Origin of the sequence: Burkholderia sp. BCC1638 (assembly GCF_902833195.1) — a bacterium.
Lineage (GTDB): Bacteria > Pseudomonadota > Gammaproteobacteria > Burkholderiales > Burkholderiaceae > Burkholderia > Burkholderia diffusa.
Genome location: NZ_CADFEC010000006.1, coordinates 103,540 through 117,815 on the forward strand (window position 1 = coordinate 103,540; position 14,276 = coordinate 117,815).

The following is a 14,276-nucleotide window of genomic DNA, read 5'->3' on the forward strand; positions in this document are numbered from 1 at the left end:
CCGCGATGAACGACACGCAAGCGCAGCAATACGTGTTCGACGTCGTGGTCGTCGGCTCGGGCGCGGGCGCGCTGCTCGCGGCATGCCGCGCGGCCGACCGCGGGCTGTCCGTCGTCGTGATCGAGAAGACGGCGCTGTACGGCGGCACGTCGGCGATCTCCGGCGGCGGCATCTGGATACCGTGCAACCACCATATCGCGGAACTCGGCGCGACCGATACGCGCGAGGCCGCGCGCCGCTATCTCGACGCGTGCACGGCCGGCGCATCGTCGCGCGAGCGGCTCGACGCGTATCTCGACCAGGCGCCCGAGATGTTGCGTTACCTCGAAACGAAGACGCCGGTGCGCTACCAGGCGCTGCCGAAGTACGCGGACTATTTCCAGAAGCTGCCGGGCGCGATGCCGGGCTATCGCGCGCTCGATCCGCTGCCGTTCGACGGTGCGCTGCTCGGCGACGAGCTCGACCGGCTGCGTCCGCCGTCGCCCGGCACGCTGATCGGCGGCCGCGTGGCCGTAACGTCGAAGGAAGCGCACACGCTGTTCTCGCGCGGGCCGGGCTTCATGAAGCTCGCGATCGCGCAATTCGGCCGCTACTGGCTCGATGTCGGCGTGCGTCGCCGCACGCGGCGCGACCGGCGCCTGACGCTCGGCAATGCGTTGATCGGCGGGCTGCGCCGCGCGCTGCTCGAGCGCAACGTGCCCGTCTGGCTCGACACGCCGATGCGCGACCTGCTCGACGTCGACGGCCGCGTGACGGGCGTGCGCGCGCAGCGCTTCGGGCAGCCGGTGACGATCGTCGCGCGGCGCGGCGTGATCCTCGGCGCGGGCGGTTTCGAGCGCAACCAGCCGATGCGCGAACGCTACCTGCCGCAACCGACGCAGATGCGATGGAGCGCGACGCCGCCGGCCAACACCGGCGACGCGATCGCCGAAGGCCACCGGCTCGGCGGCGCGCTCGCGCTGATGGAACACGTATGGGGCGCGCCGACGGTCGGCGTCGCGGGCGAGGAGAAGCAGCGCGCGCTGTTCGTCGAACGCAACCTGCCGGGCTGCGTGATCGTCAACGGCCTCGGCAAGCGCTTCGTCAACGAAGCCGCGCCGTATTCCGAATTCGTGCCGGCGATGTATCGCGACCATGCGCGCACCGGCGCGTGCGTGCCGGCGTGGATGGTGTTCGACGCGCGCTTTCGCCGCAAGTATCCGTGCGGTCCGATCATGCCGGCGCCGATGATGCCCGATTCGCGGATTCCGGACGCGTTTCGCGACGTGCTCGTGAAGGCCGACACGATCGATGCGCTCGCCGCTCGGATCGGCGTCGACGCGGCCGGGCTGCACGACACGCTGCGCGACATGGCGCGTTACGCGGCAACCGGTATCGACGAAGCGTTCGGCAAGGGCGACAACCTGTTCGACACGTACTACGGCGATCCGAGGAACCAGCCGAATCCGTGTCTCGGGCCGGTCGACGAGGCGCCGTTCTATGCGGTGCGGATCGACGCGGGCGACATCGGCACGAAGGGCGGGCTCGTCACCGATGCGCACGCGCGCGTGCTGCGCGCCGACGGCGCGCCGGTCGACGGCCTGTATGCGATCGGCAACACCAGTGCATCGGTGATGGGCGCGAGCTACCCCGGCGCGGGCTCGACGCTCGGTCCGGCGATGACCTTCGGGTTCATTGCCGCCGACCACCTGGCCGCGCAAGCGGCCGACGCCGGCGGCCGGTCCGACCGGCCGTCCACGACTGAACTTGACGGAGTCCAATGATGAGCGATCTCACTACCCATCCGCTGCGCACCGACATGCTGCTGGCGATGCGCCGCCTCGCGCGCTCCGTCACGGTCATCAGCAGCGCGCACGACGGCCGGCGCTACTCGATGTCCGCGACGGCGGTCGATTCGCTGTCGACCGAGCCGCCGTCGCTGCTGATCTGCATCAACCGCAATGCGTCGCTGTATCCGCCGCTCGACGCGGGCGCGCCGTTCTGCGTGAACGTGCTGTCGGCACGCCATGAAGGCATCGCGATCGACTGCAGCGGCCGCCTGAAGGGCGAGGCGCGCTTCACGACGGGCGAGTGGCGCACGTCGCCGCTCGGCGTCCCGTATCTGCACGATTCGCAGGCGAGCCTCGTGTGCGAGCAGGACGGCCGTTTCGAATACGGCACGCATACGGTGTTCATCGGGCGAATCCGCGAAGTGTTGATGAGCGGCGACGTCGATCCGCTCGTCTATCTCGACGGCGCATATACGACGCCAGGCGCGCCCGCGAACCGCGCGGCCGCGTGACGGCCGCGCGCTTTACCGCATCGGAAAGAGACGACTCATGACACGCAGACTGAACCGCAATATCGCGAACGATGCGGACACAACGATCATGCGAGCGCTTGTGGAGTTGATCGGCGCTGCGGCAACCCAAGTGCTGAACGCGTTCGCATGCATTGCACCGGCGCTCGCGTCGAACCCGGCACGGATCCGCGCGGGCGAAACCGGCCGGGATGCGGCCGGTGCGGCATGAGGAGCCGGCGATGAGCGATTCCCGTTTTCACCGGCTGACTGTTGCCGACGTCATCGCCGAAAGCGACGACGCATGCTCGTTCGTATTCGACGTGCCCGCCGCCTTGCGCGATGCTTTCGCGTATCGGCCCGGCCAGTTCCTGACGCTGAACGTGCCGTGCGCCGACGCGACCGTCGCGCGCTGTTACTCGCTGTCGAGCGCGCCGGGCATCGACGCGGCACCGAAGATCACCGTCAAGCGCGTGCGCGACGGCCGTGCGTCGAACTGGCTGTGCGACCGCATCCGTGCGGGCGATGCGCTCGACGTGCTGCCGCCGGCCGGCGTCTTCACGCCGCGCACGCTCGACGGCGACCTGCTGCTGTTCGCGGGCGGCAGCGGCATCACGCCGGTGCTGTCGATCCTGAAATCGGCGCTCGTGCACGGCCGCGGGATGCTGACGCTGATCTACGCGAACCGCGACGAGCGCTCGGTGATTTTCCGCGACGAACTGCAGCAGCTCGCGCACCGCCATCCGGGTCGCCTGCGCGTGATCCACTGGCTCGACAGCGTGCAGGGCGTGCCGCAGCAGCGGCATCTCGAGGAACTCGCGCGGCCGTTCAGCCAGCAGGAAACGTTCATTTGCGGGCCGGCGATGTTCATGGAGAACGCGCTGGCCGCGATGCTCGGCCTCGGGCTGCCGCGCGCGCGCGTGCATGTCGAGCGCTTCGCGTCGCTGCCCGATGCGCCGGCGCAGGGCGACGCGGCGGCATCGTCCGCGGCGACTTCCGCGGCCGACTCCGGCGATGGCGCGGCGATCGAGACGGTGCTCGACGGCGAGGCGTTCGCATTCGACAGCGCGCCCGGCGAAACGCTGCTCGACGCGATGCTGCGCGCCGGCCTGCCCGCGCCGAATTCCTGCCGGATGGGGCAGTGCGGCGCGTGCATGTGCCGCGTCGAACACGGGGAGGTGGCGCTCGACGATAACCATGTGCTCGACGACGACGAGATCGCGGCCGGCTGGACGCTCGCCTGCTGCGCGCGGCCCGCGAGCGACGCGCTGCGCGTGGTGTTCCCCGATTGAGCCGTGGCGCGCCGGCGGCGCGCGCGGCAATCCTGTTGCGATGCCTATGACGATGGACAATGAAATCCTCACCACGCCCGCGCTGATCGCGCGGGCTGCCGCGCGCCACGGCGCGCATCCGGCGATCGAGTCGGAGCACGGCCGGCTGACGTATGCGGAACTCGACGCGGCGCGTCTCGAGGCGGCGCGCGCGCTGCTCGCGAGCGGCATCGACGCGGGCGACCGGATCGCCGTATGGGCGCCGAACCTGCCGCAATGGATCGTCGCGGCGCTGGCGATCCACACAGTCGGCGCGATTCTCGTGCCGGTCAACACACGGATGAAGGGCATGGAGGTGGGCGGCATCCTGCATGACGGCGGCGCGCGGCTGCTGTTCTGCTGCGGCACCTTCCTCGGCGAATCCTATCCGGCGATGCTCGCGCCGCACCGGCCCGCGACGCTCGAACGCGTCGTCGTGTTCGACGGCGAACCGCCGTCCGGCGCGCGCGACGAAACCTGGAACGCGTTCCTCGCGCGCGGCGCGGCGGTGCCGCTCGCCGCCGTGCACGAGCGGGAGGCGCAGGTGACACCGGATACCGTGATGGACCTGATGTTCACGTCCGGCACGACCGGCCGCCCGAAGGGCGTGATGACCGCGCACGGCCAGAACCTGCGGGCCGCACAGGCGTGGGCCGCGATCGCCGGCGTGCGCCGGGACGACCGCTACCTGATCGTCAATCCGTTTTTCCATACGTTCGGTTACAAGGCAGGCTGGCTCGCCGCACTGTCGAGCGGTGCGACCGTGCTGCCGCATCTCGTGTTCCAGCCGGCCGACGTCTTGCGGCGCATCGCCGACGAACGCGTGTCGGTGCTGCCCGGCCCGCCGACGCTGTATTACGCGCTGCTCGATGCGCCCGATCGCGCGACGCGCGACCTGTCGTCGCTGCGGATCGCGGTGACGGGCGCGGCCGCGATCGCGCCGAGCCTGATCGAACGGATGCGCGCGGAGCTCGGCTTCGAGACCGTGCTGACCGGCTACGGGCTGACCGAATCGTGCGGGTTCGCGACGCTGTGCCGTCATGGCGACGACGCGGAGACGGTCGCCTTTACATCGGGCCGGCCGATGCCGGGCGTCGAGCTACGCATCGCGGGCCAGGACGGCGCGGTGCTCGGGCCGGACGAGACCGGCGAGATCTGGGTGCGCGGCTACAACGTGATGCGCGGCTATTTCAACCAGCCGGACGCGACGCGCGAAACCGTCGACGCGGACGGCTGGCTGCATACCGGCGACCTCGGCTGCGTCGACGCGAACGGCAACCTGAAGATCACCGACCGGATCAAGGACATGTTCATCGTCGGCGGCTTCAACTGCTATCCGGCCGAGATCGAGCGGCTGCTGGCCGCGCACCCGGCGATCGCGCAGGTTGCGCTGGTCGGCGTGCCCGATACGCGGCTCGGCGAAGTCGGGCATGCATACGTCGTGCTGCGTCCGGGCGCGCATACCGACGCCACCGCGCTGAACGACTGGGCGCGCAGCAACATGGCGAACTACAAGGTGCCGCGGCATTTCACGTTCGTCGAGCAACTGCCGACGAGCGCGGCCGGCAAGGTGCTGAAGTACCGGCTGCGCGCGGGCACCGAAGCGGCGGCCTGACCGCCGGCGCGCGATACGTCACCAACGGGATGAACGCATGAACGACAACGGATTTCCGCAGGGCGCGGTGCTCGTGTTCGGCGGCAGCGGCGGGATCGGGCAGGGCGTCGCGCGCGAATTCGCGTGCGCCGGCGTGCCGGTCGCGCTCGGTTATCGCAGCAAGGCCGACGTGGCCGAGCGTGTCGCGCGCGATCTGCGCGGCACGGGTGTCGCGGCCACCACGCATCGCGTGGACGTGACCGATCCCGCGCAGATCGATGCGGCGCTTGCGGCCGCGATCGACGCGCACGGTCGCGTGCATACGATCGTGTGGGCGGCCGGCCCGTTCGTGAACCAGCGCCATATCGGCGACATGACGCACGACGACTGGCGGCGCGCGATCGAGGTCGAGACGGTCGGTTTCTTCAATGCGGCGAAGGCCGCGTTGCCGCATTTGCGCGCGTCGGGCGGCGGGTCGTTCGTGACGCTCGGCTCGGCCGGGCATCTGCGCTGGCCGGATCGGGATGGATTGTCGGTCGCGCCGAAGGCGGCGAACGAGGCGCTCGTGAAGGGACTCGCGCGCGAGGAAGGCCGTCACGAGATCCGCGCGAATTCGATTCTGGTCGGCGTGATCGAGGCCGGGATGTTTCCGGTGCTGCTCGAACAAGGACAGTTCGACCAGGCGTGGATCGCCGAGACGCAGAACATGCTCGCGCTCAAGCGCTGGGGGAAGGCGCACGATATCGGCCGCGCGGCGGTGTTTCTCGCGTCGGATCGCGCGAATTACATCACGGGGCAGCAGTTGAATGTGTCCGGTGGGTACGGGTTGTAGCGGATGCACGGAGCCCGCTCGGGCGAGCGGGCTCGGCAGACGAACGCGTCAGTTGTTCTCGGCGCCGAACTCGGCGAATCTGCACACCGCCGGCGAACGGGATCGTCGGCCCATATTACATGCATCGAGGCGCATGAACGGCCATCTCACCAGCGACTGGTTGCGCACGCACCGTCCTCGGTATTCACCCTGACTCGCACTGCACGATCTCGCATCCCAGACCACGCACGGCTGGCGCGAGGTCACGTCGATGAAACATTTTCTTCGGTGCGTGGCGACACACGCGCTTGCCGGCCGTCGCGACTTCGCGTGTGCCGACAGCCGCGCACGCTTGCACGGCGCACGTCGCTCTGCCCGATGCGCTGCTTCCCGGCATCGGGCACGACGCTGACGCCCTGAAAACAGATGCGTTCCTGAAACATTTCCGTCGATTCCCTCCCGCGTAATCCCGCACGTCAGGCCGCGACGCTTGTCCCGCGCCGGTCCGCGCCACATGGCACACCCCTTGCGGTTAGGCCGGGGCTGCTCGACACAACCGCGATCGATGGCAACCACGAATCGCGGGAGCGGCACGCAACGACATCGAAATATCGGGGATCGGATCGCGCCGCGGGATGGCGGCCGGTCGTGTCGGACGCGCGATGCGTCGTATCGGCGACACGAACGGACACCGCACGTGCGATCCGTCAAACAGCAAGCTTGCTTGCAAGATGTCGTGCCGGGGGACCCGCTGCGCGTGGCGGCATGCGCTGCACGCGGTGGGTCGGCGCGCCCGGCACATGTCGGGGAGACGCCCGTGAAAACGACAGTGAACCAATGGGCAGCGCTGGCGATGGTGTTCGCGGCTGGCGCGCACGCGCAGGAAATCTACCTGCAGGGCGGCACGCAAGGCGTCGGCATCGGCGCGGCCGTGAGCTTCAACTCGGTGCTGGGCGCACACGCGGATTTCAATGCGATCAATCTGACGCATGACTTCACCGTGGCCGGCAATCGCTATCAGGACGACATCAAGCTGCGGCAAGGCGGCCTGTATGCGGACATCTTTCCGTGGCGCGGCAGCGGCTTTCGCGCGACGATCGGACTGCGCTTCAACGACGACGAAATCCGCGGCGTGTCGGTGCCGACCAACGGCACCTACGTGTTCGCCGGCAAGCGATACCCGGCGCTGCCCGGGATGTACGCGGTCGCGGAGGCGCGCTATCCGACGGTGATGCCGTATGTCGGGATCGGTTACGGGCATCGGCCGGCGTCGAAAGGGCTCGGCTTCGTCGCCGACATCGGCGTCGCATACGGAATCCCGCGCTGCTCGTACACGCTGTCGCCGGAACTCGCCGCCGCGGCCGGACCGCAGAAGAGCCAGGTCCTGGCCTCCAGCGGCCTCGACGAACTGAACCGGATGATGTCGCGGTATCGCTGGTATCCGGTGCTGCAGATCGGGATCTCGTACCGGTTCTGAGCCGGACGTGCTACTGGATGCGAATCAGCGCGGCGCTCACCGGTGCCACCTTCACGGTCACCTGCCGATTCGCCACGGCAAGCGTCTGCTGCGGCGTGCCGTTCCATGCGCCATTCAGCGCGACCGCCTGCCCGCCGAACGTGATCGGTGTCCCGCCGTTGTAAATGCCCGGATTGGCGAGCTGGGCGCCCGTTGCGTCACCTGACGAAGCGAGCGTCATCACTGTCGCGCGCGACGCCTGCGAACCGAGCGTGACGGTAACGTTTGCGGTGCTGACCGTATCCTTGTTGTTGATGATGACGTAGGTCGCGCCCTGACTGGTCGCGACCGCGAATGCGCTCACGGCCGCCGTGCTCGCGCTGAGCGTCGTATTCAGGAGTTCACCGGCGCCGCCGCCCGCGAAGATTTGCGAAAAGAACAGCAGCGCGTAATAGAGCGGCTGCACGGCCGTGACTTCGCCTTGCGAATCGGCGATCGCGGTATAGCTCGCGACCGATCCGTTGTTGTGGAAATTCAGGCCGCTCGCGCCGTACTGCGCATGCGTGAAGATGAAATCGATCGCCCACAGCGCGCTCGCGAACACGTTGCTGACACCGGCCGGCTTCGTGCTGTTGAAATACGAATTGGTCTCGTCCATCCGGAACGGCACGCCGGCCTTCTGCGCGGCGGACCGCATGTTTTGCAGGGCCGTCACGAGATTCGCATCGGGGTAGGCGAGCATGCCGGCGATCGAGGGCGCGTTTTGGTTGTAGTTGCTGATGTAGTAGTGCTCGGTCAGCAGTGCGATGTTCCTGCCCTGGCTCGCCGCGAACGACTCCGCCCAGCCCGGCGTGTCGCTGGCGGCGGCCGGCCCGCTGAACACGGCGCCGCTGACGGCGCCCGCGATCGCCTGCGCGAACTGGTTCCATCCCGCGATCGCGCCTTGGGCGACCGTGCCGCCGTTCAGGAAGATGCCGTAGGTGATCCCGGCCAGGTTCGGCGTCCTGCTGTCGCCGTATTGATCGGGTTCGTTGCCGATCTCGAACGCGAGCAACTGCCCGCCGAGCTGCTGCGACACATACAGCGCTTCGTCGGCCGCTTGCGCCGGCGATGCCACCGAGCCGCGCGCGCCGGCGAAATTGATCCCGTAGATCACTTTCCATGCGGGACATTGCTTGAGGCACGCGGCGAATCGCGCCACGTCGACACGCGACACCTGCCCGCGGATCTGGCCCGGCCCGTTGGGCGCCCACGTCATGCGGTCGACGCTGTTCCCGCCGATGCGCAGCACGCCGCCGCCGAGCGCGTTGAGCAGCCCGATCAGGTTCGTGTTGTCGGCGCGGAAGTAGTTGTTGTTGATGTCGGCTTTCTCGAAGCTGAGGCTCGCGAAGTGGGCATCGAGCGCGGCGGTGCCGGAGGCGGGCTGCTGCACGGCGAGCGTCAGCGAGACGCCGTCAGGGTGCGGGTCCGGCGGCGGTGCGTCGGATCCGCCGCCGCCGCATGCGGCCAGCATCGATACGGCTGCATACGCGCCGAGGCGAATGAAGTCGCGCCGGTTCATCGCCGCCGACGCCTCGTACAGGTCGGACAGCGAAAGCGGGTTTTTTGTGGTTTTCAATTTGTCATCCTCGTAGGCCGTTATTGATATTTATGAAAGACATTAAACGCCGCCTGCGTAACATACCCGTTACAAGGATCGAAGTCCATGATGCGCGTGTCGAAGTTTGTCTCGGCGCTTCGCGACGCGTTTCCAGAAAACCGGCGGAAGGCCGCGGCGCTTGTCCAGACAGGGCAGACGCCATGACGCCGGGTTATCGACGACGATTCCCCGCGAGTGAGTAAATGATTGATTTCTACGCAGAAGAAATAAGCATTCCGGCCGATTTTTTCAGGCATTCCTGACGTTTCGACCGTAAGAAAGATAATCCGTCGGACCGGTTATTCCGGCTGAGCCGCACGCATGTTGTCGGCGTGGTCGCCGATGCCCGCGCGTCGTTGCGGCCACGCGTTACCGACGTCGTTTGCGGCGCCGCAGCAACGCGGCATCGTTTCGCTGCGCGTACCCGCCGCGCAGCGCTCCCGCTCCCCGCCGGCTCTCGTCCCAACAGACGATGTGACGCCATCCCCGACCGGCCAGAATCCTTTCACGAACAACGGAATCTGAACCTGGAGGAGGCCGACATGATCGATGTCCGTGCGCTCGGCTACGTCGTCGTCGAGGCGACCTGCGTCGATGCGTGGCGCCGCTACGCGGAAGACGTGCTGGGCATGCAGGCGCTCGACGCACCCGACGGCGCGCTGTACCTGAAGATGGACGAGCGCGATTTCCGCTACGTGATCGTCCCCGGCGCGACCGACCGCTATTTCGCGTCGGGCTGGGAACTGCCCGACGGCGCCGCGTTCGACGCCGCGCTCGCGGCATTGCAACGGGCGGGCGTCGAAGCCGTGCGCGCCACGCGTGACGAAGCCGCGCTGCGCCGCGTGCAGGCCATGGCGTGGTGCACCGACCCGTCCGGCAATCGTCACGAGCTGTACTGGGGCGCGCGCTGCGACTTCCGCCGCTTCGTGTCGCCGCTCGGCGTCGCGCGCTTCGTCACCGGCGACATGGGGCTCGGCCACGCGGTGCTGCCCGCGCCGCAGTTCGACGCGACCGACGCATTCGTGCGCGGCGTGCTCGGCTTCGAACTGTCCGACATCTACCGCGTGAAGTTCACGCCGGACCCCGCCGAACCCGAGAAGCGCATTCACTTCATGCACTGCCGCAACGCGCGCCATCACAGCCTCGCGCTGTTCGAGATGGCCGTGCCGTCGGGTTGCGTGCACGTGATGGCCGAAGTCGACTCGATGGACGAAGTCGGCCGCGCGCTCGATCGGGTCGCCGCGCACGACGTGAAGATGTCGGCGACGCTCGGCCGGCACTGCAACGACCAGATGATCTCGTTCTACATGAAGACCCCCGGCGGCTTCGATCTCGAATACGGCTTCGGCGGCCTCACGGTCGACTGGTCGAAGCATGCGGTGTTCGAGGCCACCAAGGTGAGCCAGTGGGGCCACGATTTCAGCATCGGATACCGGTAAGCCAGCACGATGACGATGAAACCTCTCGACAAGACGATGTCCGCGCGCGACGTGGTCGCGCAATTCGCCGACGGCATGACGATCGGCATCGGCGGATGGGGGCCGCGGCGCAAGCCGATGGCGCTGGTGCGCGAGATCGCGCGCTCGAACCTGAAGGACCTGACGGTCGTCGCCTACGGCGGCGCCGACGTCGGCCTGCTGTGCGCGGCGGGCAAGGTGCGCAAGGTGGTGTTCGGCTTCGTGTCGCTGGACGTGATCCCGCTCGAACCGCATTTCCGCCGCGCCCGCGAACAGGGCCGCGTCGACGTGCTCGAACTCGACGAAGGGATGCTGCAGCTCGGCCTGCGCGCGGCCGCCGCGCGCCTGCCGTTCCTGCCGACCCGCGCCGGGCTCGGCACCGCGCTGCTCGATCACGCGCCGGAGCTGCGCACGGTCAGGTCGCCGTACGACGACGGCGAGACGCTGCTCGCGATGCCGGCGCTCGAACTCGACGTCGCGCTGCTGCACGTGAACGCGGCCGACCGGATGGGCAACACGCGCATCGACGGCCCCGATCCGTTCTTCGACGCATGGATGGCGCGCGCCGCGCGGCGCTGCTACGTGTCGGCGGAAACGGTCGACGCGTCGCTCGCGACCGAAGACCTCGACGCCGCGAAACGCAACCCGTTCGAGCGCTCGCTCGTCACCGGCGTCGTGCATGCGCCGGGCGGCGCGCACCCGACGTCGTGCGGGCCGGCCTACGGCTGGGACCTGCCGCACCTGCGCGCGTACTGCGCGAGCGCGGAAGACGACGCGAAGACGGCGGCGTACCTGCGCGACGTGGTCGGCCAGGACGAACGCCAGTATCTCGAAGGCGTCGGCGGCTTGCCGCATGTGACGACGCTGCCGTTGCCGATTCTGTAAAGGAGCGCCTGTGAGCGAATCTCTCGACCATTCCCTCGCGGAACTGATGATCGTCGCGTCCGCGCGACTCTGGCGCGACGACGGCGAAGTGCTGGCGACCGGCATCGGCACGGGCCCGCGGCTCGCGGCCGCCCTCGCGCGGCTCGCCTACAACAACGGGCTGATGTTGACCGACGGCGAGGCGTATCTCGTCGAGGAGCCGGTCCCGCTCGGCCCCCGTCCCGACGGCTATCGCGTGAAGGCGAGCGGCTGGATGACCTACGAACGCGTGTTCGACTGCCTGTGGCACGGCCGGCGCCACGCGCTCGTGATGCCGACGCAGATCGACCGCTTCGGCCAGGCGAACATCTCGTGGCTCGGCGACGACTACGCGCGTCCGAAGACGCAGCTGCTCGGCGCGCGCGGTTTCCCCGGCAACTCGACGAATCACGCGAACTCGTTCTTCGTCAGCGGACACGGCAAGCGCACGTTCGTCGAAGGCGAGGTCGACATGGTCTGCACGGTCGGCTACAACCCGGCGCGCCGGCTGCCCGGCATGAAAACCTTCGTCGACCTGCGCAGCATCGTCACCGACCTGTGCGTGATGGATTTCGGCGGCCCCGACCACGCGATTCGCGTGCGTTCGCTGCATCCGGGCGTGAGCTTCGACGAGGTGCAGGATGCGACCGGCTTCCCGCTGGTTGCCGCACCGGAACTCGGCACGACGGCCGCGCCGAGCGCAGAAGACCTGCGCATCGTGCGTGCGCTCGACCCTCACAACCTGCGCGCGACGATCGTGCGCAACAATCCGGCGCCGCGCCGCGGATGAGGTCCGACATGGAAGCGACCCAGATGACGTTCGGCGACGGTGTCGTCGACTACGCGGTCGAGGACGGCATCGCGACGATCACGATGAACCGTCCCGAGTATCACAACGCGCAGAACTCGAAGATGACGTATGCGCTCGACGCGGCGTTCCGGCGCGCATCGCACGACGACGCGGTGAAGGCGATCGTGCTCGCGGGCGCCGGCAAGCATTTCTCGGCGGGCCACGACATCGGCACGCCGGGCCGCGACATCCACGAGTCGTTCGACCGCGCGTCGCTGTGGTACGACCACGTCGACAAGGAAGGCGGCGAGTTCCTCTATGCGCGCGAACAGGAGGTGTACCTCGGGATGTGCCGGCGCTGGCGCGACCTGCCGAAGCCGACCATCGCGATGGTGCACGGCGCATGCATCGCGGGCGGGCTGATGCTCGCATGGGTATGCGACCTGATCGTCGCGTCGGAGGACGCGTTCTTCGCGGATCCGGTCGTGCGGATGGGCATTCCGGGCGTCGAGTATTTCGCGCACGCGTACGAGCTGAACCCGCGCATCGCGAAGGAGTTCCTGTTCCTCGGCGAGCGGATGCCGGCCGAGCGCGCGTATCAGATGGGCATGGTCAACCGCGTCGTGCCGCGCGAGCGGCTGCGCGACGCGACCTACGCGATCGCCGCGAAGATCGCGACGATGCCGCGGCTCGGCCTCGCGCTGACCAAGCAGGCACTGAACCACGTCGAGGAACTGCAGGGCAAGCGCGCGGCGATGGACGCGGCCTTCGCATGGCATCACTTCGCGCATGCGCACAACGAGCTCGTCAGCGGCGACCGCCTCGGCGGCTACGACGCGCGCAAGATGGCCAGCTCGCAGCGCAGGCCGGAGCAGGCGGAAGGCGAAGGGCGGACCGATGCGGCAGCGGCCGCCGTCAACGGAGCCGCCGCATGAGCACGACGCTGCATACCCCGTTGTGCGACCTGCTCGGCTGCCGCTACCCGATCGTGCAGACCGCGATGGGCTGGGTGGCCGACGCGCGGCTCGTCGCGGCGACCGCCAACGCGGGCGGCTTCGGCTTCCTCGCCGGCGCGACGCTTGAGCCCGAGCAGGTCGAGGCCGAGATCCTGAAGGTGAAGGCGCTGACCGACAAGCCGTTCGGCATCAACTTCCACATGTTTCAGAAGAACGCCGCGCAGGTGGTCGATCTCGCGATCGAGCATCGGCTGCGCGCGGTCAGCTACGGGCGCGGGCCGGACGCGAAGACGATCCGCCGCTTCAAGGACGCCGGCATCGTCTGCATGCCGACCGTCGGCGCGCCGAAGCACGCGGCGAAGGCGGTCGAACTCGGCGCGGACATTGTGACGGTGCAGGGCGCGGAAGGCGGTGGCCATACCGGCTCTGTGCCGACCACGCTGCTGCTGCCGAAAGTGCTCGACGCGGTGCGGGTGCCGGTCGTCGCGGCCGGCGGGTTCTTCGACGGGCGCGGGCTGGCTGCCGCGCTCGCGTACGGCGCGGCCGGCATCGCGATGGGCACGCGCTTCCTGATGAGCGCCGAATCGCCGGTGCCGCGCGCGACGCTCGAGCGCTACGTCGCGGTGGGCGATCCGGCGCGGATCCGCGTGTCGGACGCGCTCGACGGGTTGCCGCAACGCATGATCGACAACCCGTATCTGCTGAAGCTCGAACGCTTCGGCCCGCTGCGCCGCACGCTGTTCGCGCTGAAGACGGCCGAAGCGTGGCGCCGTCAGAACGGGTTGCGCACGACCGACATGCTGGGCCTCGCGATCAAGGCGCTGCGCTCGCACGACTACACGGCGAGCCAGACGCTGATGGCCGCGAACGCGCCGTTCCTGATTCAGCGCGCGATCGTCGAGGGGCGGCCGGACGAGGGCGTGCTGCCCAGCGGCCAGGCGGCCGCGATGATCGGCGCGATCGAATCGTGCGACGCGCTGATCGCGCGGATCGTCGCGGAGGCCGGCGACCGGCTCGACGCGCTGGCCGCGTTGCGAGGCGCGGCGGCGGCCCACGCGGCTTGAAAGACATCACAGGGAGGC

At 68.7% G+C, this 14,276-nt stretch carries 13 protein-coding genes; 12 read left to right on the plus strand and 1 reads right to left on the minus strand.

Going from position 1 to position 14,276, the window contains the following annotated elements:
- The first annotated feature begins 5 nt into the window (after positions 1-5).
- The 7 genes from HWX22_RS09120 to HWX22_RS09150 all read left to right on the plus strand — a co-directional run bounded on the left by HWX22_RS09120 (position 6) and on the right by HWX22_RS09150 (position 7,470).
- A complete protein-coding gene (locus HWX22_RS09120; protein ID WP_175915455.1) occupies positions 6-1,763 on the plus strand; it encodes an FAD-dependent oxidoreductase in 1,758 nt (585 codons plus the stop codon).
- On the plus strand, positions 1,763-2,281 hold the full coding sequence (locus HWX22_RS09125; protein ID WP_059951051.1) for a flavin reductase family protein: 519 nt from the start codon (positions 1,763-1,765) through the stop codon (positions 2,279-2,281). The genes HWX22_RS09120 and HWX22_RS09125 overlap by 1 nt, the downstream gene beginning before the upstream one ends.
- 37 nt (positions 2,282-2,318) lie before the next feature.
- Positions 2,319-2,510: a hypothetical protein gene (locus tag HWX22_RS09130; protein WP_175910035.1), complete on the plus strand. Its 192-nt coding sequence runs from the start codon at positions 2,319-2,321 to the stop codon at positions 2,508-2,510.
- 10 nt (positions 2,511-2,520) lie between these two features.
- Positions 2,521-3,570 (plus strand): ferredoxin--NADP reductase, encoded by a 1,050-nt coding sequence (locus HWX22_RS09135; RefSeq protein WP_175915456.1) that lies wholly within the window; start codon positions 2,521-2,523, stop codon positions 3,568-3,570.
- Between the two features lie 46 nt (positions 3,571-3,616).
- On the plus strand, positions 3,617-5,203 hold the full coding sequence (locus HWX22_RS09140) for a FadD3 family acyl-CoA ligase (protein ID WP_279610431.1): 1,587 nt from the start codon (positions 3,617-3,619) through the stop codon (positions 5,201-5,203).
- 37 nt (positions 5,204-5,240) lie between these two features.
- Complete coding sequence (locus tag HWX22_RS09145; protein ID WP_175915457.1) at positions 5,241-6,014, plus strand: SDR family oxidoreductase; 774 nt, start codon at positions 5,241-5,243, stop codon at positions 6,012-6,014.
- Positions 6,015-6,729: 715 nt separating this feature from the next.
- Positions 6,730-7,470 (plus strand): hypothetical protein, encoded by a 741-nt coding sequence (locus HWX22_RS09150; RefSeq protein WP_306453918.1) that lies wholly within the window; start codon positions 6,730-6,732, stop codon positions 7,468-7,470.
- Between the two features lie 10 nt (positions 7,471-7,480).
- Here the strand turns inward: HWX22_RS09150 and HWX22_RS09155 are convergent, their stop codons facing one another.
- A complete protein-coding gene (locus tag HWX22_RS09155; protein ID WP_175915458.1) occupies positions 7,481-9,067 on the minus strand; it encodes a hypothetical protein in 1,587 nt (528 codons plus the stop codon).
- Between the two features lie 563 nt (positions 9,068-9,630).
- Here HWX22_RS09155 and HWX22_RS09160 point away from each other — a divergent pair.
- Genes HWX22_RS09160 through HWX22_RS09180 form a run of 5 tightly spaced genes read left to right on the plus strand, consistent with a single transcriptional unit; the run spans position 9,631 to position 14,258 of the window.
- Complete coding sequence (locus tag HWX22_RS09160) at positions 9,631-10,527, plus strand: VOC family protein (RefSeq protein ID WP_175910023.1); 897 nt, start codon at positions 9,631-9,633, stop codon at positions 10,525-10,527.
- 9 nt (positions 10,528-10,536) lie between these two features.
- Positions 10,537-11,430 carry a CoA transferase subunit A gene (locus HWX22_RS09165; protein ID WP_175910021.1) on the plus strand — a complete coding sequence of 298 codons (894 nt, stop codon included), beginning with the start codon at positions 10,537-10,539 and terminating at the stop codon, positions 11,428-11,430.
- A 10-nt stretch (positions 11,431-11,440) separates the two neighbouring features.
- On the plus strand, positions 11,441-12,238 hold the full coding sequence (locus HWX22_RS09170) for a ketoacid CoA transferase (RefSeq protein WP_175910019.1): 798 nt from the start codon (positions 11,441-11,443) through the stop codon (positions 12,236-12,238).
- 8 nt (positions 12,239-12,246) lie between these two features.
- Complete coding sequence (locus HWX22_RS09175) at positions 12,247-13,173, plus strand: enoyl-CoA hydratase (RefSeq protein ID WP_059691345.1); 927 nt, start codon at positions 12,247-12,249, stop codon at positions 13,171-13,173.
- On the plus strand, positions 13,170-14,258 hold the full coding sequence (locus tag HWX22_RS09180) for a nitronate monooxygenase (protein WP_175915459.1): 1,089 nt from the start codon (positions 13,170-13,172) through the stop codon (positions 14,256-14,258). Before HWX22_RS09175 ends, HWX22_RS09180 begins: the two co-directional genes overlap by 4 nt.
- The last annotated feature ends 18 nt before the right edge of the window (positions 14,259-14,276 follow it).